This window comes from Staphylococcus edaphicus, from assembly GCF_002614725.1.
Taxonomy (GTDB): Bacteria; Bacillota; Bacilli; order Staphylococcales; family Staphylococcaceae; genus Staphylococcus; species Staphylococcus edaphicus.
This window is the reverse complement of sequence record NZ_MRZN01000027.1, coordinates 1-25244: the sequence shown is the minus strand read 5'-3', so window position 1 is coordinate 25244 and position 25244 is coordinate 1. Positions and strand designations below refer to the sequence as shown.

Here is a 25244-nt window from a genome sequence, read left to right as displayed (position 1 = left end):
AACCAACAGTCAATCATGACAAATGGTTTGGTTTTTTCATTTTATTCTAACTATATTATTATTTATTATTTATTGCATCTTTTACTTTATCTAAGGTAGGTATACTTTCAATTGCACCATATTGCGTTGTAACTATTGCTGCAACATAATTACTGAATTTGAGAATTTCATTTCCTTCTTTTTTTAATAATTGGATAATATCTACTTCATCTTTAACTAATAATCTACTAATTAAAGCACCAATAAAAGCATCCCCTGCTCCAGTAGTATCAATTGCTTTTACTTTATATCCCTTTTGCGTGATTTCTGTCCCATCATTAAAGTGAATAACAGCGCCATCGCTACCTTTTGTATAAATTACAGCTTTAACATCACCTTGAAATAACCATTGTATCGCTTCATGTTCATTCTCACATCCAGTCACAAATGATAGCTCTTCATCAGAAATTTTGATGATATTTGCCAATGGAATAAATTCTTGAATAGCAGCTTTGCAATCACTTTCATTCTCCCATAGTGGCAATCTAACATTTGGGTCAAATACAATGGAACCATTCGCTTGTTTAACTTTCTCAATCAACGCTTTGTGTGCAACTTTCATTGGACTATCAACTAAATCTACTGAACAAAAATGTAGTATATCTTTATCAGTTACATCTATGTGTTTGACTTCTTGCTCACTATATAACATATCAGCTGATGGTTTACGATAAAAAGAAAAGTCTCGTTCCCCGTCTTTTGTTAAGCTTACAAAAGCAAGGGCAGTGTTAGCTTTAGTTGATCGTGTTAAATACTGTGTACCCACCCCAATACTTTCAAGTAATTCTACGATGAGATCTCCAAAAGCATCATGACCTAATTGTGTAATCATTTCTGCCTTTCCACCAAGCCTTGTCGTTGCACAAGCTACATTACAAGGTGCGCCACCAACCTGTCTTGAAAACCCTTGAACGTCTTTAAGTTTAGAATCCGTTGTATCAGGGATAAAGTCAATTAAAGCCTCACCAATTGCCAGTAGACGTCTCATTAAATATCACCTTTCAAATCATATTTTGTAAATCGTAAATATACTTGTCCTGATTCGGTTGATGTTTTTATACCTGTTGCGTCTTCTCCAGAAAATATTCTAGAAGTCATCACACGTTCGCCATCATTACAGAAAATTTCTATACTTGACGTATCTACGTATAATTGTAATTTTGATAATGGCGTATCTAAATAGGTACTACGTGTTGTATCTTCTACAGGATTGGGTAGTGGGCCACTTTCACTTCGATCAAATGTTAATTTTTGTTCTTTAGCATTATACGTAATCAGTGTTGTTTCAGTTTTACTTGTTCTAACTTCAAAATATACTTCAGTTGCTTCATTTTCTAAAATATCAATAATCAATTCAAATTGTTTACCTTCATATGGATGTAATTGCTTCGTAAATTTATTGGCGTAGCCTAAAGCAGTCTCTTCATTGGAACGTAATGTTTCCAGTGCTTTTATTGGACGCTGTTTTAAATTACCTTCTTCTACTGTCAGCACCCGAGGAATCGTTAAACAATTTGCCCATCCATCTTTATCAGAAGGATAATTTATTTCTGGTAAGCCCATCCAACCGATAAGGATACGCTGACCCTTTTCATTCAAAAATGTCTGTGGTGCATAAAAATCAAATCCATGATCTAATTCTTGAAAATCACCATGGTTCATTGTTAATTGATTTATATCATACTGTCCCATTAAATAACCCGATTGGTAAATGTTTCTAAATTGCTCTCCTTCTGCTTCAATACCTTGCGGACAGAATAATAGCATATCGTAACCATTTAAAGTAAAGTAGTCTGGACATTCCCACATATAACCAAAATCGTCTAAGTTTGTTTTAATTTCACCTTGGAACTGCCAATTAACAATGTCTGTAGAGCAGTATTGTAAAAGTCTGCCTTGTTTTTTTACATTTTGAGCTGCAATCAAAGCATAATATATACCATCTTTTTCATACACTTTAGGATCTCTAAAGTGTTGCGTATATCCAAATGGAGGTGCTGAAATGACAGGCTTCGGAAATTTCTTTATCTCTCCGTCATTTGTCATTTTCGCTATCTGTTGTGTAGAAATTCTACACCAATCTTCATCACGATGATTTGCGGTATACATATAATATAGATGATGGTTATATTCAAAAGCACTGCCACTATATACACCATGACTATCATCTTTTGTATCTGGCTTAATCGTAGGACCAACCGCATTAAAATGAACAAGATCTTTGCTAGTATATGTATACCAATATTTTAGTCCGTGCACAGGTCCTAATGGGAACCATTGATGTGACACGTAGTAATTACCATTAAAAAATATAAGCCCATTTGGGTCATTAAGTAGTCCTGTCTTAGGTTGTATGTGAAAAGTTTGTCTATATTTAGAATTGTTAACGCGCTCTGTTAACTCATCTATCGTTTGTTGATTTACATTCTCATACTTTTGATAACGTGCTTCTTTTGTCCACTCTGCCATTACGAGCTTCCTCCTAGTTTCAAGTAGTATTCTAATCAGTGGTTTGGTACCGGTTCCATATTATATTTATTTATAATATCATGTTTCACTCAAATTTTAAATGAATCGTCAATATCAATTGTGATTTGATTTTCTACAATTTCATGTTGAATCAACTGATTCAATTTTTCCATAGCCACTTCTCCTGCACGATTAAATGCATAGCTAACCGTATGGATTGGTGGTGAGACTATTTTTGTTACTGGGTCTCCACCAAATCCTACAATATATTTATACAAATTGTGCTCAGAATTATATTTATGAATTGCCAATGCAATAGAATCTGTTGCACCTACAATCGCGTCATAATGCGGATATTTTTGTAATGCGCTCGTAACGTCCAACATTGCTTCTTGATAATTAAAAGAAGCTATCGAAATATGGGGTTGAATTCCATACGTTTTTAGTGCATCGACAAAACCTTGCTTTCTATGAATACCTACAGCAATATCCGTTTCAGTTACACCAAAAAATAGAATATCCTTATAACCTTGATTTCCAAGGATGTCTCCAACAAGATATCCAGCTTGATAATCATCATGAACGATACAATGTAAGTGCTCATGAGATTGTCCAACGATAATGACAGGGATATCCATCTTATTAATTACTTCTAAATGTTTTTCTGTAATATCTGTTGCCATTAAGACGATGCCATCCACCTTACTTCTATAAAAAGTATCCAGTGCATCTAACTCAAGCTCCGAATTTAAATTTGTAAAATTAAGCAATAATCTATAATTCAATTCATCACAAATGGATTTAACACCTTTAATAGTTTCATCAACCGCAAATGAATTCATTCTAGGAATGATAGCACCTATCATATTGGTACGATGTGCCCTTAAACTTTGTGCAAATTGATTCGGTTGATAATCCTGTTCTTGTATTATTTTATCTAATTTTTCTTTAGTTTTTATACTTACCGAGCCATTATTTAAATATCTAGAAACAGTACTCTTAGAGACTCCGGCTAGCTTTGCTATATCGTCAATATTTTTCATAGTTTCTCACTCTCATTAATTCACTATTATAACAATATCAATTCTATCATAACGGAATAGCTTTAAATACCATTTAAAATAAAAACCAATTTGTTTGAACCAAGGTGTTATACCTTAAATTTAACAAATTGGTTTAGTCGACCTATTTATGCTTTTTGAATTGTAATTGTCCACGAAGCATCGTCTAATTGTTCGTAGTTTGTAACTGGATAACCCTGCTCTGCCGCCCAATTAGGTAAAGCTTCAGTTGCTTGTGTGCAATCAAAGTCTATTTTTAATTCTTCACCGTTATTTAACGTATTCATTTTCTTTTGTGCTTCTATTAAAGGAAATGGGCAAACCATCCCTACTGTTCCTAATTCATGTACCATATATTTATACCTCCATACTAATTATGTTGTTTGTGATGAAACTGTCGTATTTGAAGATTGACTTTGCGTTTTTTTCATTGGTCTAATAAATACAAAGTAACTCATTGTCCATGCTCCTAATATCATAGAAGCAAGTGCAATCCAACCTTTCCACGACATAGTTGCAGTTTCTACTAAACCATTACCGATTGAACAACCGCCTGCAACTGATGCGCCAAATCCCATTAGCACACCACCTATAATGCTGTTGCGTATAGTTTTTTTATCTGGAAGTCTCCATTTAAACTCTTTCGCACCTTTTGCTGCAATGTAAGATCCAAAGAATATACCTAATACGAGGAATACGCCCCAATCTAATAATTTCAAATCACCAGTTACAAAGAATTGAACGATGTTTGCTGAAGGCGTAGTAATACCTAAGCCATACATTCTGCCAGTAGATTCACTCACTGGCCATGCAATGAGTGCGATGAGACCGACCGCAATTGCTGCTACAAAGGGATGATACTTTTTCTCAAATAAATAGTGACGGACACCTGTGAATTTTTGTTTTAATTTAGGTACAGCAAACTTGGGTTTTGATTTACGTAATGTTCTCACTACAAAAAATAGCGTGACAACGATAAGAATCAATACTAAAACCCATGTAGGAATGCCAGTTGTCTCTGACATACTGGTATTTACATTTGTTGGTTTATTCAACCCATTCATTAATGGAAGTAATAAACCAAATTTCGTTACTGCAGAAGTAAAAGCATAAGCAATGAGTGCCATCCAACTTCCAATCAAACCTTCACCAGCTCTGTACCAAGTTCCTGTTGCACAACCACCAGCCATAATAATACCTAGTCCAAAAATAAACGATCCAATAACTGTACCGATGATTGGATATGTTGATTCGGGTACTTCAACGAATCCGGTAGACGTTAATACCAATAATCCAAGACTCTGTACTGATATAGCTATCAATAAAGCGTAAAACATTTTATTACTTTTTTGGATATACATATCCCTAAATCCACCAGCTAGACAAAATCGTGTACGCTGCATTACAAATCCCAATAAAGCGCCGACAATCAGTCCACTGATAATTAACCACGTCATATCATAACCTCTTTTCCGATGAAATCAATATGATTAATAATATTAGATTCCGTATAAAATTTCAACATTACTGTTTTAGAAAACTTTATGCTTTAAAATTCATTAAAAATATGAAATGACGCTTTTGATGCGAAAAATAAAAAACTAACCTTCTACAAATACATTATCCACACATGCGAAATAAAGTGTATTTATAAAAAGCTAGTTAATTTCACTCTAGTTATTACTATAATTCTTCATAAAGAATAATAAAGATTGCAGTTCTATACCCAAATCAATATGGTGTACTTGGACATCTGCTGGCGTTTGAACACGACTAGGCGTGAAGTTCAAAATGCCTTTGACCCCAGCTTTCACCAATGTATCTGCAACTTTTTGAGCCGCTTCCTCAGGTGTTGTAAGAATCACTACATCAATTTGTTCTTGTGATAATATGTCTGTAATTTTTTCAAATGGACTAACTGTCACTTTACCTATTTGCGTCCCAATAATTTCTTCTCGAATATCAAATGCCTCTGTTATTGTCATCTCATCATGTATTGAGAAATTATATGTTAATAATGCTTTACCTAAGTTCCCTACACCTACAATTGCAATCTTAATTTCATCGTTTTCACTTATCTCATTCTTAAAGAAATGTAATAAGCTATCTATATTATAGCCATAACCTTTTTTGCCTAATTCACCAAAATAAGAAAAATCTCTACGTATTGTTGCAGAATCAATATTTAAGCCTTCACTAATCGCTTTTGAATTAACCCTATCTATACCTTTTGATTTTAATGTATTGACGAATCTATAATATAACGGTAAACGTTTCAATGTAGCACGAGGAATCTTTTCGCTTTGATTAGCCAAGATCATGTCCCCCTATTTCAATGTCTAATACTATATAATCTTATAATCACTACAACATTATACATTAATGCATAATAAAAATAAACAATGATAGTTTTAACCATAGCGAGAATACTGTAGAATGATATTGAATAGAGAGGTGCAAAATCAGATGATATTATTACAACTCAATGATTTAACAAAGTCATTCGACGGTGAAGATATTTTTAGCAATGTAGATTTTGAAGTTAAGACTGGTGAACGTATTGGCATCGTCGGTCGTAATGGAGCTGGTAAATCAACATTGATGAAAATAATTGCTGGCGTCGAAGGATATGATAGTGGACATGTTTCTAAGAGTAAAAATTTAAAACTCGGCTATCTTACTCAACAAATGACCTTAGACACACATCAAACCGTGTTTGAAGAAATGTCTAAACCATTTGAAACAATGAAAAAATTAGAAATGGAAATGAAAAAAGAAACTGATTGGCTTGCTCAACATGCCAATGAATATGAAACAGAAGTATATAAAATGCATATTGATCGTTATGAGTCCTTATCAAATACATTTGAACAACAGGATGGTTATCAATATGAAAGTAAAATAAAAACAGTATTACACGGATTAAACTTTAGTGAAGCGGATTTTGATAGGCCAATTAATGATTTTAGCGGTGGCCAAAAAACGCGACTTTCTTTAGCTCAAATGTTATTAAGTGAACCAGATTTACTATTGCTTGATGAACCTACAAACCATTTAGATATGGAGACAACACAATGGTTAGAAGGCTATTTGAATTATTTTAAAGGTGCCATTGTAATCATCAGTCACGATAGATATTTTCTAGATAAGATAGTCACTCAAATATATGACGTCGCGCTTGGCGATGTTCAACATTATGTTGGAAACTATGCGCAATTCATAGAGCAAAGAGATAAATATTATGAAAAACGTATGCAAGAATACGAAAATCAACAAGCAGAAATTAAACGACTAGAAACATTTGTTGAAAAAAATATTGCTCGTGCTTCAACAACTGGCATGGCAAAAAGTCGTCGTAAAACATTAGAAAAAATTGACCGTATCAATAAACCCATGATAGATGCAAAAAGTGCTAATATTCAATTTGATTTCGACCGTAACACGGGCAACGATGTATTCCACATAAAAAATCTAGCAATTGGTTACAATACCCCTATTACTCAAAATATTAATATTGAAGTAACTAAAGGGGATCATATTGCCATCATTGGGCCTAATGGGATTGGTAAATCCACTTTAATAAAAACAATTGCGGGTCTACAAGATAAATTAGGTGGTGAAATCACCACTGGTGCAAATTTAAAAATAGGCTATTATGATCAAAAACAAGCTGAATTTAAATCAAATAAAACCATATTAGATTATTTGTGGGACCAGTATCCAACGATGAATGAAAAAGATATCAGAGCAGTTTTAGGACGTTTTCTTTTCGTTCAAGATGATGTTAAAAAGATTATTAATGATTTATCTGGTGGTGAAAAAGCAAGACTACAGCTCGCACTACTTATGTTAGAACGTAATAACGTACTCATATTAGATGAACCTACAAACCATCTAGATATTGATTCAAAAGAAATGCTAGAACAAGCTTTAGCTAACTTTGGTGGCACTATTTTGTTCGTATCTCACGATCGTTATTTTATCAATCAACTTGCGAATAAAGTTTATGATTTAGAACGAACGGGTGGAACACTGTATTTAGGTAACTACCAATATTTTATTGAAAAAATCGAAGAAAAAGCTGCTTTACAAGCTAAAAAAGAATCAGAAAATCCAACTATGACTGAAATAGAAGCACGTCCTACTGACGCATATGTTGATCAAAAAGCGCAAAAACGAGAACAGCGTCAAATTGAACGTCAAATTGAACATTGTGAAAATGACATCGAACGTTACGAAGAACGAATTAATGAAATAAATGAACAGCTTACGCTACCTAACGTTTATTCAAATCCTGAAAAAGCCAACGAATTGGCCTTATCCAAACAACATACCGAACAAAAATTAGAACAGATTATGGCCGAATGGGCAGATTTACAAGAAAAGTTAATTTAAACGCTAAATCTATTAACAAGCTAAAGTAGAAAATACTACTTTAGCTTTTTTTATTTAACTCATCTCAAACAAAATTATTCACATGATAATTGTTACAACGAAAGCTATCCACAAAGTTATCCTAGTTATCAACAAGTAAAAAGTAACGATTATTTGTATATAAATTTCAGATAACGGTAAATATCCACATCATTTACACCAACTTATCCACATGTTGTGCACTATTTGTTGATAAGTACGCACGTTCCCTGTTGACAATAGATTTCTAGCGTGTTTAAACATAAATAATGATTTGTGAAAATAATAAGACAATGTCATAATTAAAAGATAGCTAAATACGACATTGAAAGGACGATTTGCGATTATGCCAACTATCTTATGGTTTGTTATTGCATTTATATTAGCCGCTTCAGCTTTAACAATTATTACACCCATTATTGAAAATAAAAAATTAATTCATAAGATTAATACCCTATGGTCTTCACAACTACCATTAGAAACTTTTATTCGACCGAACCATAATTATAGTTATCAGTTTGATACATATAAAAACAAGTATGATACACATCAATTATTAGATGATAAATCTTGGTCAGATTTGAATTTAGACACTGTGTTTCATCGTATGAATTTCAATTTTACAGCCATTGGCGAGATGCGACTTTTTGCTACCTTAAGACATATGTTCGAAGTAAATAATCTTTCACTTATAGATCACTTTAAATCTGATGGTAAATTCAGAAGTCAAGTCTCTTTACATTTAGCACAAATAGGAAAATCTATTTATCCAATTTTTCCTGACCAAATTGCTTACATAAAGCGAAATCATTTTTATATGATTTGCACATATTTACCTATTATATGCCTAATAAGCGCTTTTATTATCCCTAGTGTGGGGGTTGTACTAACTATCATCGCTACGATTTACAATATGATTTTAAGTGGCTTTCTGAAACGAACATTTGAACAAGACTTAAATTCCATGTTCTATACTTCTAATGTTATTAAAAAAGCACACGCACTTCAGCAATTTGAACAAACACCTACACTAGAGGTTAATTTTAAGCATTTCACGACAGCACGTCGCTTTAGTGGTTTACTTGGCCGTGTTAACACGAGCGATGAGACTTCAATCTTTTCAATGCTTTTTAAGTTAATATTTATGTTGGATTATCATTTATTTCACTTAATACAAAATAGTTTTAAAAAATACGAAGATGAAGTTATGGCCTGTTATGACTATGTAGCAAATATCGACAATCATTATGCGGTAGCTTTATGGCAAGAAACATTAGACGAGTATACAATTCCTGAAAAGACAAAAGATGATAACATATCCTTTGAAAATTTGACACATCCACTCATCAGTCATGCAGTTCCTAATTCATTAAAAATTAATGAGCATATTTTATTAACTGGTTCAAACGCTTCCGGAAAGTCTACATTTATGAAAGCCATAGCATTGAATATCTTATTATCTCAAACAATTCACACAGCTACAGCTAGTAAATTTATTTATAAACCAGGTTTGGTATATACTTCAATGGTTAATCAAGATGATATTACATCTGGAGACAGTTATTTCATGTCTGAAGTTAAATCTATTAAACGCCTATTTGATATCAAATCAACTGACGAAATTTACGTATTTATTGATGAAATTTTCAAAGGAACCAATACGACCGAGCGGATTGCAGCATCAGAATCAGTACTAACTTATTTAAATCAATTAAACAATTATAGAGTCATTGCCGCTACACATGATATCGAATTATCAAATCTACTAGATCATATCTATACAAATTATCATTTTAATGAATCCATATCAGATGACGAAATCTCCTTTGATTTTAAAATCAAGCCTGGTAAAGCGGACACAAGAAATGCGATAGAATTACTACGCATCATGAACTTTCCAGATAAGATATACGTTCGCGCGAAGTCTACAGCTAGTCATAGTGATTAAAAATAGAGCGGTAATACGCTATCAATTCTGACATTGATACGTATTACCGCTCTATTATTACTTCTTGCTGCCTTGGTAATAACTGTTAGACAATTAATTTCTGTAGATTTGTTGCCCTTTTCTTACTCTGCATTAATCATCCATGTAATACCAAATGGATCATTAAACATACCATAAAATTCAGACCATTCTGTTGCACCTAACGGCATAGTCACTTCACAACCTGCTTCCACTGCTCTATTGAAAAATGCTTTAGCTTCAGCTTTATCTGCTTCATTTGTATGATCAAAAGTAAATGTCACGATTGCACCGCTATTATCAATATTTTTATTCTTCCAAGTGTCACTACAATAAAATCTTTCACCAAGAATTTCAAATGAAGCATTCATTGTAAAATCTGGTGGAACTTGAAATTCTTCAGGCATATCTTTAAACATCTCATTATCTCCACTGACTCTTTTAATATTTGTTGCACCTAAATGCTTTTCATAAAAATTTAATGCCGCTAAACTATTTTTAAAATTAAAATATTGTACTGCTTTCATTATAATCGTCCTCCCTTTAATTTACATGATTTAAAAAATCAGTATTTACGTTAATCAATAACTCTAAAATACATATACCCCTATTTTTACAGATGAATTTATAAACTTATTTATTTTCATTTATTACATAATAAAAAAACAAGCTAGGCTAAAAGTAACCTAACTTGTTTTATCATGTATTGCTTGTTTATGACTTATTCAAATATACTATATTAATTTCTATCACTCAATTGAACATTGCTCTATATCCATATGATTATAGCCATTTAATGACATATCTGCTATTACACCAGCTTTAAATAAATAATGTCCTGCTGCCCCAATCATTGCTGCATTATCTGTGCATAGCTGAGGAGTTGGTATTGATAAGTTGATTCCATTTGACTCACATGTGATTGCTAATTGTGTTCTTAATCCTTTATTACTTGCAACACCACCGGCCACAATGAGTTGGGCTGCGTTATAATTTTTACAAGCAGCTACTGTTTTGCCTACTAAGACTTCAACGACACTATTTTGGAAACTTGTTGCTACGTTCGCTTCATTTATGACTTCACCTTTTTGACGTAAATTATGTAGTTTATTTATTACTGCGCTTTTTAAACCACTAAAGCTAAAATCATAACTATTTTTATCTAACCAAACTCTTGGGAAGTCATAACTATCTTCACCTATAGCTGCTAAATTATCTACTTGTGGACCACCAGGGTAGCTTAACCCAATCGTTCTAGCAACTTTGTCATATGCTTCACCAACAGCATCATCTCGCGTTTCACCGATTACTTCGAAACTTAAGTGATCTTTCATATACACTAATTCAGTGTGCCCTCCAGAAACAATAAGCGCTATTAGCGGAAACTGTAACGGTTTTTCTAGGTGATTCGCATAAATATGACCGGCTATATGATGAACTGGAATTAACGGCTTATCATAAGCAAATGCGAGTGCTTTTGCTGCGTTTATTCCAACTAACAATGCCCCAATTAATCCTGGTCCTTGTGTGACTGCTACAGCATCAATTTCTTCCATTGTAGTATTTGCACTATTTAATGCCTCATCTATAGTTGCTGTAATACCTTCAACATGATGCCTACTTGCCACCTCAGGAACGACGCCTCCAAAGCGTTTATGGCTTTCAATTTGGCTCAATACAATATTGCTACGTATATGCTTGCCATCTTCTATTATACTAACACTTGTCTCATCACAACTCGATTCTATCGCTAATATCAATGTTGCTTCACTCATTCAAATTCACCCACATCACTATTGCATCCTCACCTTCACCGTAATAATTTTTACGTTTTCCTCCATATTGAAAACCTAAATTTGTATACACATGCTGCGCTACATCATTATCAACGCGTACTTCTAAGCTCATTGTTTCACAATTTGTCTGAACATAACTCATCACATATCTAAGTAAAAGCTGTCCTAACCCATAACCTCTATACGATTCGAGGATAGCTACAGTAGTAATCTGTGCCTGATCAATAACAATCCAAATTCCAATATAACCAATTATACTTTCATTAAATTCTATTACAAAATAATGAGCAAATTCATTTTGCTCTACTTCATGATAAAATGCATCAATTGACCAACTACTATCATTAAAACTATTTCTTTCAATATCAAATACTTGCGGTACATCATCTAGAGACATTAAACGAATGTTTAATTCTTGTTCTGTTGGTCCAACCAATTTCTCTCTGCCTCAGATATTTTAATATAGTTTGGTTTAAATTGATGAACTTCAGTTGGTGATTGAATTAATGCTTTCATTTCTTTTGCTTTTGGTAAATTTGGTTTACACGTACTATCTAATAACTCAGCTAATCTTTCTGTATCAGGTCCTACAAATTGATAAGGCTCCCCATAATCATGTAGCATTTCTATTAATTCAGAAATAGTTAAATATTGATCTTCAATCATTTGTATTAAATATCCATTTTGATTCATGTATATGCCTGTATAAACTGCTTCTCGTCTTGCATCGAAAACGGGTACGATTAGAATATTTTCTTCCTTAACTGTTGCTGCTAATGCTTTTAACGAAGACACACCATATAATTTAGTGTTAAGCGCATAAGCCAATGTTTTAGCCACCGTTACACCTATTCTTAGACCAGTATATGAGCCTGGCCCTTGAGCAACAACAATTGCATCTAGCTCGCTTTTATTTATTTGACTTTCATCGATTATTTTTGAAATCGCTGGCATCAATTGAATTGAATGATTCTTTTTTTCGTTAGTATTATATTCACTTAATACTTTATCATCTTGCATAACTGCAACAGATAAAGGCTGATTAGATGTGTCAATCAGTAGATAATTCACTTAAAACAGCCTCCTTTATATCGACATAATGTTTTCCACTTGCTTTTAGTTCTATTGCTCTTGCTGAATCGCTGATTGTTTTTATATCAATTGTTAATGAAGATGCCGGGAGATATTCAGCAATAAATTGACTCCATTCTATTATTATAATAGCTTGATCTTCAAAATACTCATCAAAACCTAAATCCTCATCTGAATTTTCTAATCTGTAGCAATCCAAATGATGTAATTTTAAATTGCTGCCATTGTAGGATTTTATAATATTAAATGTAGGAGAATTAATATTTCTTTTCACACCCAATGTTTTTCCTATAAATTGAGTCAATGTCGTCTTACCAGCACCTAAATCTCCATCCAGTAAAATTACATCTCCAGCAGACAGGTATTTAGTTAAAATGCTGCCAAATATTTTCATTTCTTCCAAATCATTAATTTTTATCATTGCCCTCTCCTTTTAAAGCAACTTCACAATTTATTGTGATTAGTTGCTTTTACACATGAGCATTTGCTCAGGTGTTCCTTTTATTCAACTTCACAATTTATTGTGATTAGTTGCTTTTACACATGAGCATTTGCTCAGGTACTCTATTAAACTTATTTTTATATCTTAAATGTATTATCTTTAAGTTTATGCAATTTAAACTTTTATAACACCATTTGATTTTATTAAAATTAAAGTGATTAATTATGGCCTTATACTTTACAAGTCTGTTCTGTCTTTGTCTTAAATTAACTACTATAGTTTAACAAATTTTTGCAAATAATACTTCATATGAAAACAAGTTCCTTTAAATTAGAAACATTCAAATTAACAGAAAATTTCAAAAAGTTATTGACATAGCTATTCCATTGTAGTAAATTTAATTTATCAATTTTTTAGATATTTCAAACAAATCAGAAAAACAAACCATTCTATCGAGAGGAGTATAATAAAATGACCCAAAATACCATGCAAACTCAACCAACAACTTCAAATATTTTAGTCATTTTATTATGCTCATAGGACTGGAACTTTAGTAAAGAAACTACTAAACGTTTAAGTCCTTATTCTAGTTGAATGGGACTTTAAAGTGTCCCAATAATTTATTGGGACACTTTTTTATTTTCAATTTTATGGGGGAATTAAATATGAGAAGTGACATGATCAAAAAAGGAGATCAGCAAGCACCAGCAAGAAGTCTTTTACATGCAACGGGTGCATTAGAAAAACCAACAGATATGAATAAGCCATTCGTGGCAATTTGTAACTCATATATTGATATTGTCCCAGGACACGTACACCTAAGAGAATTAGCAGACATAGCAAAAGAAGCAATTCGAGAAGCAGGTGCAATTCCCTTCGAATTTGACACAATCGGTGTAGATGATGGTATTGCAATGGGCCATATCGGAATGAGATATTCCCTTCCATCTAGAGAAATCATCGCTGATGCAGCTGAAACAGTAATCAATGCCCATTGGTTTGATGGTGTATTCTACATCCCTAATTGCGATAAAATTACACCAGGCATGTTATTAGCAGCTGTTCGTACAAATGTACCAGCAATTTTTTGTTCAGGTGGTCCAATGAAAGCCGGTTTATCTTCTGAAGGTAAAGCGCTAACACTTTCATCTATGTTCGAAGCAGTTGGCGCATTTAAAGATGGCTCAATTTCAAAAAATGAGTTTTTAGATATGGAACAAAATGCTTGCCCTACTTGTGGGTCATGTTCAGGCATGTTTACTGCAAATTCAATGAATTGTTTAATGGAAGTTTTAGGATTAGCCCTTCCATATAACGGCACTGCACTCGCAGTTAGTGAACAACGTAGAGAAATGATTAGAGAAGCTGCATTCAAATTAGTAGATAACATTAAAAATGATCTTAAACCTAAAGATATTGTGACACAAGAAGCAATTGACGATGCATTCGCCTTAGATATGGCTATGGGTGGTTCAACAAACACAGTGCTTCACACGCTTGCTATCGCAAATGAGGCAGGAATTGATTATGATTTAACACGAATTAATGAAATTGCCAAGAAAACACCCTACCTTTCCAAAATAGCACCAAGCTCTTCGTATTCTATGCATGATGTACATGAAGCTGGTGGTGTACCTGCAATCATTAACGAATTATTTAAAAAAGAAGGTACTTTGCATCCTGATAGAATTACTGCAACAGGCAAAACATTACGTGAAAACAATGAAAATAAAGAAATTTTAAATAGTGATGTTATCAGACATTTAGATAATCCATATGATAAACAAGGCGGACTATCTATCTTATATGGAAATCTTGCTCCTAAAGGTGCAGTCATTAAAGTGGGTGGCGTTGATCCATCAATCAAAGTCTTTAAAGGTAAAGCTATTTGTTTCGACTCTCATGATGAAGCGGTTGAAGCTATTGATAATCATGATGTTCGTGAAGGCCACGTTGTCGTCATCAGATATGAAGGACCTAAAGGTGGACCAGGCATGCCAGAAATGTTAGCCCCTACTTCTTCTATTGTAGGTCGTGGGTTAGGAAAAGATGTAGCCCTCATTACAGACGGTAGATTCTCAGGTGCAACCAGAGGCATTGCAGTTGGACATATTTCTCCGGAAGCTGCAGCAGGTGGCCCTATTGGGTTAATCAATGACGGAGATGAAATCACAATAGATTTAACGAACAGAACGTTAGATGTTAATGTTTCAACAGAAGAATTAGATGCACGTAAACAACATGTAAAACCATTTAAAGCAAAAGTTAAGACAGGATATCTTGCACGTTACACTGCATTAGTGACAAGTGCTAATACAGGCGGCATCATGCAAGTACCAGAAAATCTCATTTAAGGAGTGAGTATTATGCCTAAACAAACAGAAATACTTGAAGAGGAATTGTCAGAAGATTTCGATTCTTTTGAAGCAGCTGAAGCTGTTGAACCTGAAGTTGAATTGGAACAACAAACAATAGATGAAATGAGATCAGGTTCTGAATTATTGGTAGAATCACTTGCAAGTGAAAATGTAGACTTTATCTTTGGTTATCCAGGTGGTGCAGTACTCCCACTTTACGACACTTTTTATGAAGGGAAAATTAAACATATTCTTGCAAGACATGAACAAGGAGCTACACATGCAGCTGAAGGATATGCAAGAGTATCTGGCAATACCGGTGTCGTGGTCGTAACTAGTGGTCCAGGAGCAACAAATGCAATTACAGGTATCGCTGATGCATATAGCGATTCATTACCATTAGTTGTCATCACAGGCCAAGTAGCCACACCTGGCATTGGGAAAGATGCATTCCAAGAAGCTGACTTGCTTTCAATGACAACACCTATTACCAAGCATAATTATCAAGTCAAAAACGTAAATGATATTCCTACCATAATTCATGAAGCATTTCATATTGCTAATACTGGTAGAAAAGGCCCTGTTGTTATTGATTTTCCAAAAGATATGGGCATTTTATCAACTAACGCTCAAGTAACAGAAGAATTAGAACTACCGGGATATACTGTCCCTAATCAACCTAAAAAGGAAGATATTCAAAAATTACGTGACTATCTTAAAAGTGCTAAAAAGCCGATTGTTCTTTCAGGAGCTGGCATCAATCATGCAAAAGCAAATAAAGTATTTACAGAATTTGTAAACAGACATCAACTTCCTGTTGTAAGTACGTTATTAGGCCTTGGTGCTATACCATATGAGCATCCACTGTTTTTAGGTATGGGTGGTATGCATGGATCATATGCAAGCAATATGGCCTTAACAGAATGCGACTTACTCATTAACTTTGGCAGTCGTTTTGACGATCGCCTAGCAAGTAATCCAGATGACCTTGCACCAAACGCCAAAATTGTACACGTTGATATAGATGCATCAGAAATCAATAAAATCATCAAAGTTGACTTAGGTATCGTTGCAGATTGTAAAGCAACATTAGAGGCTTTATTAGATTTTGAAAGTAATGCGATTAGACATGAAGCGTGGTTGGATACTTGTACTAAAAATAAAGAACAGCAACCCTTTTCTTATAAAGAAGATGAAGAAGGTGTATTTTCTAAACCACAACGAACAATTGAATATATCGGAGAAATCACTCAAGGTGATGCTGTAGTAACCACTGATGTAGGTCAACATCAAATGTGGGTTGCTCAATTCTATCCTTTTAAAAATCACGGTCAACTTGTAACAAGTGGTGGCCTCGGTACAATGGGATTCGGTATACCTGCTGCTATAGGAGCAAAGCTTGCAGAACCAGATAAAACAGTCGTGGCCTTTGTAGGTGATGGTGGTTTCCAAATGACAAATCAAGAGATGGCCATATTAGAAGAGTATAATCTTGATATAAAAATTGTCATTATCAATAACGGCACGCTCGGTATGGTTAAACAATGGCAAGATAAATTCTTTAATAAACGTTTTTCACACTCCGTATTTAATGGACAACCAGACTTTTTAAAATTAGCCGAAGCTTATAATGTGAAAGGCTTTTTAGTTAATGATCCAAATCAATTAGAACAACAATTAGATGCAGCTTTTCAGCATGATGGGCCTGCACTCATTGATGTACGAATTTCACCTATAGAACCTGTATCTCCAATGGTACCAAGTGGTAAAGCCAATCATGAAATGGAGGGACTATTATGAGAAGGACGTTTAGGACAAAAGTAAGAGATAAAGCTGGTACGCTAAACCGTTTAACTAGTATCTTCGTTCGTAGACAGTTTAATATCGTGACATTATCAGCAACTCCTACTTTAGAAGAAGGTATTTCTGATATTACTTTTGTAGCAGAAGTGCCAGATAGAGATGTACTACGTAACCTACTTCAACAATTAGAAAAACAGATTAACATTATCGATGTAGAAGACATCACGGAAAACAATACGTATAACAGAGAATTAGTACTTGTTAAATTAAAGACACCAACTAATCAACAAGATTTGCAAAATGTAATCAAACCATATGATGCGCTAGTCTCTATATTGAAACAGGAAGCCTCTTCTACGTATCTACAAGCTTCTGGTCCACAATATACGATGGATAATTTATTAGATGATTTATCATCATATCAAATTGAACAAGTTTCAAGAACTGGTTCAGCAGCATTAGTTTAAATTGAAAGTTGATACAATACTTAATTGAAAAAATGGAGGATTTTATTATGACAACAGTTTATTATGATCAATCAGTTACAAAGGACGCTTTACAAGGTAAAAAAGTAGCAATCATTGGATATGGCTCTCAAGGTCATGCTCATGCCCAAAATTTAAAAGACAATGGTTATGATGTCATCATCGGTATCAGACCTGGACGTTCTTTTGACAAAGCTAAAGATGATGGTTTCGAAGTACATCCTGTAAATGAAGCAGCAAAGCAAGCTGATGTCATCATGGTGTTATTACCAGATGAAATTCAAGGCCAAGTTTACAAAGAAGAAATTGAACCAAACTTAGTGGCAAATAATGCACTAGTATTTGCTCATGGCTTTAACATCCATTTCGGAGTGATTCAACCACCAGAAAACGTTGATGTTTTCTTAGTGGCACCTAAAGGACCAGGACATTTAGTACGTCGCACATTTGCTGAAGGAAGCGCAGTACCTGCCCTATTTGCAGTTGAACAAGATGCAAGTGGCGAAGCTACAGATTTAGCATTAAGTTACGCAAAAGGTATTGGTGCGACACGCGCTGGTGTATTAGAAACATCATTCAAAGAAGAAACAGAAACTGACTTATTCGGAGAGCAAGCAGTTCTTTGTGGCGGTACTACTAAATTAATCCAAACTGGTTTTGAAACATTAGTGGAGGCTGGATATCAACCTGAAATTGCATATTTTGAAGTGTTACATGAAATGAAATTAATTGTTGATTTAATGTATGAAGGTGGTATGGAAAACATGCGCTATTCCATTTCAAATACAGCTGAATTTGGTGATTATGTTTCTGGTCCACGTGTCATCACACCTGACGTTAAAGACAATATGAAAGCTGTACTAGATGATATTCAAAATGGAAACTTCAGTGATCGCTTCATTAAAGATAATCAAAATAATTTTGAAGAATTCCATAAATTACGTGAAGAACAACATGGTCATCAAATCGAAGCGGTTGGTAGAGATCTTCGTGATATGATGCCATTTATCAAATCTAAAAGCATTGAAAAATAATTAGACAACTCATCGTACTATATCGTGATTAGAACCATCTAACTTTGTTCTAATGCAAAAGTAAATATTGCTGTATTAGTATATTTAGTAAGATGCTTCAACTTTCTCGATATCGAGACCTTTGTCTAAAAATCATTTATAGGAGATGTTGAAAATGAGTAGCCATATTCAAATTTTTGATACAACACTAAGAGACGGCGAACAAACACCTGGCGTAAACTTTTCATTCGACGAAAGATTGAAGATTGCTAAACAACTTGAAAAATGGGGCGTAGACATTATTGAAGCTGGCTTCCCCGCTTCTAGCTCTGGTAGTTTTAAATCGGTTGAAGCGATTGCAAAAACTTTAACTACTACAGCTGTCTGTGGATTAGCACGTTGTGTTAAAAAAGATATAGATGCAGTATATGAAGCAACAAAAGAGGCAGCTATACCTAGAATTCATGTATTTATTGCAACAAGCCCTATTCATCGTGATTCAAAACTGATGATGACTAAAGAAGAAGTATTAGCATCAATTAAAGAGCACGTTTCTTATGCTAAACAATATTTTGAGGTTGTTCAGTTTTCACCTGAAGACGCAACAAGAACTGAATTACCCTTTCTAATCGAATGTGTTCAAACAGCAGTAGACGCTGGTGCTAGTGTGATTAATGTCCCTGATACTGTAGGATTTAGCTATCCAGAAGAATATGGTGAAATTTTCAAAACACTACAAGCATCTATTCATTCAGACCACGATGTAATTTATAGTGCACATTGTCATGATGATTTAGGTCTTGCTGTAGCAAATAGTATGGCAGCAATTGAAAATGGAGCAAAACGTATTGAAGGTACACTGAATGGTATTGGTGAACGTGCTGGTAATACAGCACTTGAAGAAGTTGCACTGGGCCTTTATGTTCGCCAAGACCACTATGGTAATCAAACTCAAATTAATTTAGAAGCTACAAAACAAACGTCTGATTTAATTGCTCGATTTGCAGGTATTCGAGTCCCAAGAAATAAAGCAATCGTTGGTCAAAATGCGTTTAGTCATGAATCAGGTATACACCAAGACGGTATACTTAAAAATCCAGAAACCTATGAGATTATGACTCCTCAACTTGTTGGTGTTAAAACGACTGAATTACCACTAGGAAAGCTTTCTGGTAAGCATGCCTTTGCCGAAAAACTGACTGCTTTAGGATACGATGTTGACCCTGAAGAACAGAAAGCGTTATTCAAACAATTCAAAACAGTTGCTGATAAGAAAAAAGCAGTCACTGATCGCGATATTCATGCTTTAATTCAAGGTACCGAACATGAACAAAATGCCATATATAAAGTAGAAACACTTCAATTACAATTTGTTTCTGGTGGCTTACAAAGTGCTGTCGTTGTAATAAAAGATAAAGATGGCAATACGTATCAAGATTCAAGTATAGGTACTGGCTCTATAGTTGCTGTATATAATGCAGTCGATCGCATTTTCAACCGTCAGACAGAATTAATCGAATACCGTATAGATTCTGTCACAGAAGGAACAGATGCACAGGCTGAAGTTCATGTACAAATAAAAATTGATGAACAAGTAGTAACTGGTGTCGGTATAGATTATGATATCTTATTAGCATCTTGTAAATCATATGTGGAAGCACATGCCAAATATGTAGCTAATACAAAAGTGGAAGAAGGTATTCATTCATGAGTTATAAGATTGTTGCCCTTCCCGGTGATGGAATAGGCCCAGAAATAATGAATGGCTCATTAGCAATATTAGAACACCTAAGTAATGCTTACAATTTTGAATATGAATTAGAAACACATGATTTTGGTGGTATTGCTATAGATAACTATGGTGAGCCTCTTCCGTTCTCAACATTAGATGCTTGTAAAAAAGCTGACGCAATTCTATTGGGTGCAGTTGGTGGGCCGAAATGGACAGACCCAAATAACAGGCCAGAACAAGGATTACTTGGTATCCGTAAAGCATTAGGTTTATTCGCCAATATACGCCCCACTACTGTGACAAAAGGTACAAGCCACCTATCTCCAATTAAAGAAGAACGCGTCGTTGGTACAGATTTTGTATTAGTAAGAGAACTTACGGGTGGTATTTATTTTGGTGAACCTAAGAAGCTCAATGATAACGATGCGCTTGATTCCCTTACTTATACAAGAAAGGAAATTGAACGCATAGCCAAAGTAGCATTTGATTTAGCTCAGAAGAGACAACAAAAATTAACCTCTGTAGATAAGGAAAATGTACTCTCATCTAGTAAATTGTGGCGTAATGTAATTAATGATGTTGCTCAATCATATCCTGACGTTGAAGTGAATCACTTACTCGTCGATGCTTGTGCAATGCATTTAATTACTAATCCCTCACAATTCGATGTCATAGTTACAGAAAATTTATTTGGAGATATTTTAAGTGATGAATCATCAGTAATACCTGGTTCGTTAGGATTATCACCTTCAGCGAGCTTTAGTGAACAAGGTCCTAGATTGTATGAACCTATTCATGGTTCTGCTCCAGATATTGCTAATCAGGATAAAGCAAATCCATTTGGGATGTTATTGTCCGTAGCAATGTGTCTGAGAGAAAGTCTAAATGAAGAAACAGCAGCAAATCATTTAGAGACTGTGATATATCAATTAATAAAAGAAGGTAAGACAACCCGTGATCTCAATGGTAATTACAATACATCAGAAATTTTTAATTTCGTAAAAGAAAATCTTTAAAAAGGAGGAGATGTCATATGGGTAAAACACTATTTGATAAAGTTTGGAACAAGCATGTCTTAACCGGTAAAGAAGGTGACCCACAATTATTATACATTGATTTACATCTTATACATGAAGTCACATCTCCTCAGGCCTTTGAAGGATTAAGACTACAAAACAGACAATTACGTAGACCCGACCTAACTTTTGCAACTTTAGATCATAACGTCCCTACTGTCGATATTTTTAACATTAAGGATGAAATTGCTAATAAACAAATCAATACTTTACAAGACAATGCAAAAGCCTTTGGGGTTCATATTTTTGATATGGGGTCTGACGAGCAAGGTATTGTACACATGGTTGGTCCTGAAACAGGATTAACTCAACCAGGTAAGACCATTGTTTGTGGTGACTCACATACAGCTACTCATGGTGCATTTGGCGCAATTGCTTTTGGTATTGGTACTAGTGAAGTTGAACATGTTTTTGCAACGCAATCACTTTGGCAAACTAAACCGAAGAATTTAAAAATTGATGTTACTGGACAATTACCTACGGGTGTTTATGCTAAAGACATTATCTTATACCTTATTAATCAATATGGTGTAGATTTTGGTACTGGGTATGCTTTAGAATTTTCTGGAGAAACGATTCGCAGTTTATCTATGGAAGCTAGAATGACAATTTGTAATATGGCGATAGAAGCTGGCGCAAAATATGGTATGATGGCTCCCGATGAAACAACTTTTGAATATGTTAAAGGACGCCCATACGCCACAAATTTCAAATATGACATAGATGCTTGGCAAGAATTATATACAGATGACGATGCTGAATTTGATAAAGTGATTACGCTAGATGTATCTACTTTAGAGCCTCAAGTAACTTGGGGAACTAATCCAGAAATGGGTGTAAGTTTTAATACACCGTTCCCTGAAATTCAAAATGTCAATGATGAACGTGCATATCAATATATGGGTCTTCAACCTGGTCAAAAAGCTGAGGACATAGATTTAGGCTATGTATTCTTAGGTTCTTGCACAAATGCTCGCCTTTCTGACTTGGTTGAAGCAAGTCATATCGTCAAAGGTAATACCGTGCACCCCAACATTACTGCGATTGTAGTACCTGGTTCACGCACGGTTAAAATAGAAGCAGAAAAATTAGGTCTTGATAAAATATTTAAAGATGCTGGTTTTGATTGGAGAGAGCCAGGTTGCTCAATGTGTTTAGGAATGAATCCGGACCAAGTGCCTAATGGCGTACATTGTGCATCAACAAGTAATCGTAATTTTGAAGGACGCCAAGGTAAAGGTGCGCGCACACATTTAGTATCACCTGCTATGGCGGCAGCTGCTGCTATAAATGGAAAATTTGTAGATGTAAGAAAGGTGGTCGTCTAAATGGAAATTAAACCTATCACAACTTATACAGGCAAAGTCGTTCCACTCTTTAATGACAATATTGATACTGACCAAATCATTCCAAAAGTACATTTAAAGCGTATTTCTAAAACTGGATTTGGCCCTTTTGCATTTGATGAATGGCGCTATTTAGACGATGGATCAGATAATCCAGATTTCAATCCTAATAAACCTGAGTATAAAGACGCAACTATTTTAATTACAGGAGAAAATTTTGGATGTGGGTCTAGTCGTGAACATGCTGCGTGGGCTATTAAAGACTACGGATTTGATATTATTATCGCTGGTAGCTATAGTGATATTTTTTATATGAATTGTACCAAGAACGCAATGTTACCAATTGTACTAGATAAAGAAATAAGGGAGTATCTAGCAAACGCTGGAGAAATTACCATAGATTTACCAAATCAAACTGTTTCAACAAATGACAAATCATTTAATTTTCAAATTGATGAAACTTGGAAGAAAAAACTCGTCAATGGTTTAGATGACATTGACATTACATTACAATATGAAGAAGCAATTAAAAATTATGAAACAGCAAAAACATATTAATTAAATAAAGGGTGAAACTTATGACTGTTAAAACAACTGTTTCTTCAAAAGATATAGATGAAGCTTTCTTACAATTAAAAGATATAGTTAAAGAGACACCATTACAAAAAGATCATTATTTATCTCAAAAATATGATTGCAACGTATACTTAAAGCGTGAAGATTTGCAATGGGTTAGATCATTTAAACTAAGGGGTGCCTATAACGCCATTGTAGCCTTAAATGAACATGACCAACAAAATGGTATTACTTGTGCGAGTGCAGGTAACCATGCTCAAGGTGTGGCTTATACAGCTAGTAAATTAAATTTAAAAGCTGTCATCTTTATGCCGGTAACTACACCACTTCAAAAAATTGATCAAGTGAAATTTTTTGGAGGTAACAATGCAGAAGTTGTATTAACTGGTGACACATTTGACGAATGTCTCAAAGAAGCGCTTGTTTATACTGAAGATAATAAAATGAATTTCATCGATCCCTTCAACAATATTTATACTATAGCTGGACAAGGTACATTAGCTAAAGAAATTCTTGAACAATCTAAAGATGATGCTATTCAATTTGATTACCTATTTGCAGCTATCGGTGGCGGTGGTTTAATTTCTGGTGTAGGTACTTATTTTAAAGCACACTCACCACAGACGTCAATCATTGGTGTTGAGCCTGCAGGTGCATCTAGTATGTATACTTCCGTAGTTTTAGAAAATCAAGTTGTCACTTTACCAGAAATCGATAAATTTGTTGATGGCGCATCTGTAGCTCGTGTTGGAGAAATTACTTTTGATATTTCAAAAAATGTCGTAGATGATTATATTCAAGTACATGAAGGCGCTGTTTGTTCAACAATTTTGGATATGTACTCAAAACAAGCCATCATTGCTGAACCAGCTGGTGCATTAAGTGTTGCAGCGCTTGACCAATACCAATCAGAAATCAAAGGTAAAACAGTTGTCTGTGTCGTAAGCGGTGGTAATAATGACATTAATCGGATGAAGGAAATTGAAGAACGTTCCTTATTATTTGAAGAAATGAAACATTACTTTATACTGAACTTCCCTCAACGTCCTGGTGCATTAAGAGAATTTGTTAATGAAGTCCTAGGACCAAAAGATGATATTACTAAATTTGAATACCTCAAAAAATCTTCACAAAATACTGGTACCGTAATAATTGGTATTCAGTTAAATAATCATAAAGATTTAGAGAACTTAAAAGCAAATGTAGATGAATTTGATAAATCAAATATCTATATTAATGAGAATAAAATGCTATACTCTCTATTAATCTAATTATAATAAAGTACCCATTCATAGCATTATTCTAGACTACCAAGAATTCGCTTTTTTGTTGGTAGTCTTTTCTTCGAAGTGGAAGTTAAGCTCTATAGACATAAAAAAAAGAGACCCGTTTGGGTCTCTAATTGCCTGGCAACGTCCTACTCTTGCGGAACGTAAGTCTGCTACCATCGGCGCTAAGGAGCTTTTACTATCATGAGACAAGCGCTCGCATCTTTTCTCACTTTCTCTCTTTCCTCACTCACTTACCGCTTGTAAGCTCGTTTCGTCTTTCGTTCAGTTCGTCAGCTTCAAGCGCTTT

General features: G+C 34.4%; 22 protein-coding genes. 11 read left to right on the top strand and 11 right to left on the bottom strand.

Features of this window, described 5'->3' with window-relative positions; all coding sequences use genetic code 11:
- Positions 1 to 58: 58 nt before the first annotated feature.
- The 6 genes from BTJ66_RS12315 to BTJ66_RS12290 form a co-directional block, all read right to left on the bottom strand.
- A complete protein-coding gene (locus BTJ66_RS12315; RefSeq protein WP_099091238.1) occupies positions 59 to 1027 on the bottom strand; it encodes a carbohydrate kinase family protein in 969 nt (322 codons plus the stop codon).
- Complete coding sequence (locus tag BTJ66_RS12310; RefSeq protein WP_099091237.1) at positions 1027 to 2508, bottom strand: sucrose-6-phosphate hydrolase; 1482 nt, start codon at positions 2506 to 2508, stop codon at positions 1027 to 1029. The genes BTJ66_RS12315 and BTJ66_RS12310 overlap by 1 nt, the downstream gene beginning before the upstream one ends.
- Positions 2509 to 2597: 89 nt before the next feature.
- On the bottom strand, positions 2598 to 3551 hold the full coding sequence (locus BTJ66_RS12305) for a LacI family DNA-binding transcriptional regulator (RefSeq protein WP_099091236.1): 954 nt from the start codon (positions 3549 to 3551) through the stop codon (positions 2598 to 2600).
- Positions 3552 to 3697: 146 nt separating this feature from the next.
- Complete coding sequence (locus BTJ66_RS12300; protein ID WP_099091235.1) at positions 3698 to 3922, bottom strand: sulfurtransferase TusA family protein; 225 nt, start codon at positions 3920 to 3922, stop codon at positions 3698 to 3700.
- Positions 3923 to 3943: 21 nt separating this feature from the next.
- Positions 3944 to 5026, bottom strand: a complete 1083-nt coding sequence (locus BTJ66_RS12295) for a YeeE/YedE family protein (protein ID WP_099091234.1) — start codon at positions 5024 to 5026, stop codon at positions 3944 to 3946.
- Positions 5027 to 5242: 216 nt separating this feature from the next.
- Positions 5243 to 5890: a redox-sensing transcriptional repressor Rex gene (locus tag BTJ66_RS12290; protein WP_099091233.1), complete on the bottom strand. Its 648-nt coding sequence runs from the start codon at positions 5888 to 5890 to the stop codon at positions 5243 to 5245.
- A 145-nt stretch (positions 5891 to 6035) separates the two neighbouring features.
- On the opposite strand from BTJ66_RS12290, the gene BTJ66_RS12285 reads away from it, so the two are divergent.
- Complete coding sequence (locus BTJ66_RS12285) at positions 6036 to 7964, top strand: ABC-F family ATP-binding cassette domain-containing protein (protein ID WP_099091232.1); 1929 nt, start codon at positions 6036 to 6038, stop codon at positions 7962 to 7964.
- Between the two features lie 364 nt (positions 7965 to 8328).
- Complete coding sequence (locus tag BTJ66_RS12280; RefSeq protein ID WP_099091231.1) at positions 8329 to 9930, top strand: MutS-related protein; 1602 nt, start codon at positions 8329 to 8331, stop codon at positions 9928 to 9930.
- A gap of 122 nt (positions 9931 to 10052) precedes the next feature.
- Here BTJ66_RS12280 and BTJ66_RS12275 read toward each other — a convergent pair whose 3' ends face one another.
- The 5 genes from BTJ66_RS12275 to tsaE all read right to left on the bottom strand — a co-directional run bounded on the left by BTJ66_RS12275 (position 10053) and on the right by tsaE (position 13257).
- On the bottom strand, positions 10053 to 10475 hold the full coding sequence (locus BTJ66_RS12275) for a VOC family protein (protein ID WP_099091230.1): 423 nt from the start codon (positions 10473 to 10475) through the stop codon (positions 10053 to 10055).
- Positions 10476 to 10697: 222 nt separating this feature from the next.
- Positions 10698 to 11723: a tRNA (adenosine(37)-N6)-threonylcarbamoyltransferase complex transferase subunit TsaD gene (tsaD, locus tag BTJ66_RS12270; protein WP_099091229.1), complete on the bottom strand. Its 1026-nt coding sequence runs from the start codon at positions 11721 to 11723 to the stop codon at positions 10698 to 10700.
- A complete protein-coding gene (gene rimI, locus BTJ66_RS12265; RefSeq protein WP_099091228.1) occupies positions 11716 to 12180 on the bottom strand; it encodes a ribosomal protein S18-alanine N-acetyltransferase in 465 nt (154 codons plus the stop codon). Before rimI ends, tsaD begins: the two co-directional genes overlap by 8 nt.
- On the bottom strand, positions 12153 to 12815 hold the full coding sequence (gene tsaB / locus BTJ66_RS12260; protein WP_099091227.1) for a tRNA (adenosine(37)-N6)-threonylcarbamoyltransferase complex dimerization subunit type 1 TsaB: 663 nt from the start codon (positions 12813 to 12815) through the stop codon (positions 12153 to 12155). Before tsaB ends, rimI begins: the two co-directional genes overlap by 28 nt.
- The gene (gene tsaE, locus BTJ66_RS12255; RefSeq protein WP_099091226.1) at positions 12796 to 13257 is read right to left on the bottom strand and encodes a tRNA (adenosine(37)-N6)-threonylcarbamoyltransferase complex ATPase subunit type 1 TsaE; all 462 of its coding nucleotides are present in this window, start codon (positions 13255 to 13257) and stop codon (positions 12796 to 12798) included. Before tsaE ends, tsaB begins: the two co-directional genes overlap by 20 nt.
- A 686-nt stretch (positions 13258 to 13943) precedes the next feature.
- On the opposite strand from tsaE, the gene ilvD reads away from it, so the two are divergent.
- From ilvD to ilvA, 9 genes are all read left to right on the top strand, one after another.
- Positions 13944 to 15632 carry a dihydroxy-acid dehydratase gene (gene ilvD / locus BTJ66_RS12250; protein ID WP_099091225.1) on the top strand — a complete coding sequence of 563 codons (1689 nt, stop codon included), beginning with the start codon at positions 13944 to 13946 and terminating at the stop codon, positions 15630 to 15632.
- A gap of 12 nt (positions 15633 to 15644) precedes the next feature.
- Positions 15645 to 17435 (top strand): biosynthetic-type acetolactate synthase large subunit, encoded by a 1791-nt coding sequence (gene ilvB, locus BTJ66_RS12245; protein WP_099091224.1) that lies wholly within the window; start codon positions 15645 to 15647, stop codon positions 17433 to 17435.
- Entirely contained in the window at positions 17432 to 17905 is a 474-nt protein-coding gene (gene ilvN / locus BTJ66_RS12240) for an acetolactate synthase small subunit (protein WP_099091223.1), read from the top strand. Before ilvB ends, ilvN begins: the two co-directional genes overlap by 4 nt.
- 47 nt (positions 17906 to 17952) lie before the next feature.
- Positions 17953 to 18957: a ketol-acid reductoisomerase gene (ilvC, locus tag BTJ66_RS12235; protein WP_099091222.1), complete on the top strand. Its 1005-nt coding sequence runs from the start codon at positions 17953 to 17955 to the stop codon at positions 18955 to 18957.
- A gap of 154 nt (positions 18958 to 19111) precedes the next feature.
- Complete coding sequence (locus tag BTJ66_RS12230) at positions 19112 to 20647, top strand: 2-isopropylmalate synthase (protein WP_099091221.1); 1536 nt, start codon at positions 19112 to 19114, stop codon at positions 20645 to 20647.
- A complete protein-coding gene (leuB, locus tag BTJ66_RS12225) occupies positions 20644 to 21684 on the top strand; it encodes a 3-isopropylmalate dehydrogenase (protein WP_099091220.1) in 1041 nt (346 codons plus the stop codon). Before BTJ66_RS12230 ends, leuB begins: the two co-directional genes overlap by 4 nt.
- 17 nt (positions 21685 to 21701) lie before the next feature.
- A complete protein-coding gene (gene leuC, locus BTJ66_RS12220) occupies positions 21702 to 23072 on the top strand; it encodes a 3-isopropylmalate dehydratase large subunit (protein ID WP_099091219.1) in 1371 nt (456 codons plus the stop codon).
- Positions 23073 to 23648 (top strand): 3-isopropylmalate dehydratase small subunit, encoded by a 576-nt coding sequence (gene leuD / locus BTJ66_RS12215; protein ID WP_099091218.1) that lies wholly within the window; start codon positions 23073 to 23075, stop codon positions 23646 to 23648.
- A gap of 20 nt (positions 23649 to 23668) precedes the next feature.
- Positions 23669 to 24937, top strand: coding sequence for a threonine ammonia-lyase IlvA (ilvA, locus tag BTJ66_RS12210; RefSeq protein WP_099091217.1), 1269 nt, complete (start codon positions 23669 to 23671; stop codon positions 24935 to 24937).
- Positions 24938 to 25244: the final 307 nt, after the last annotated feature.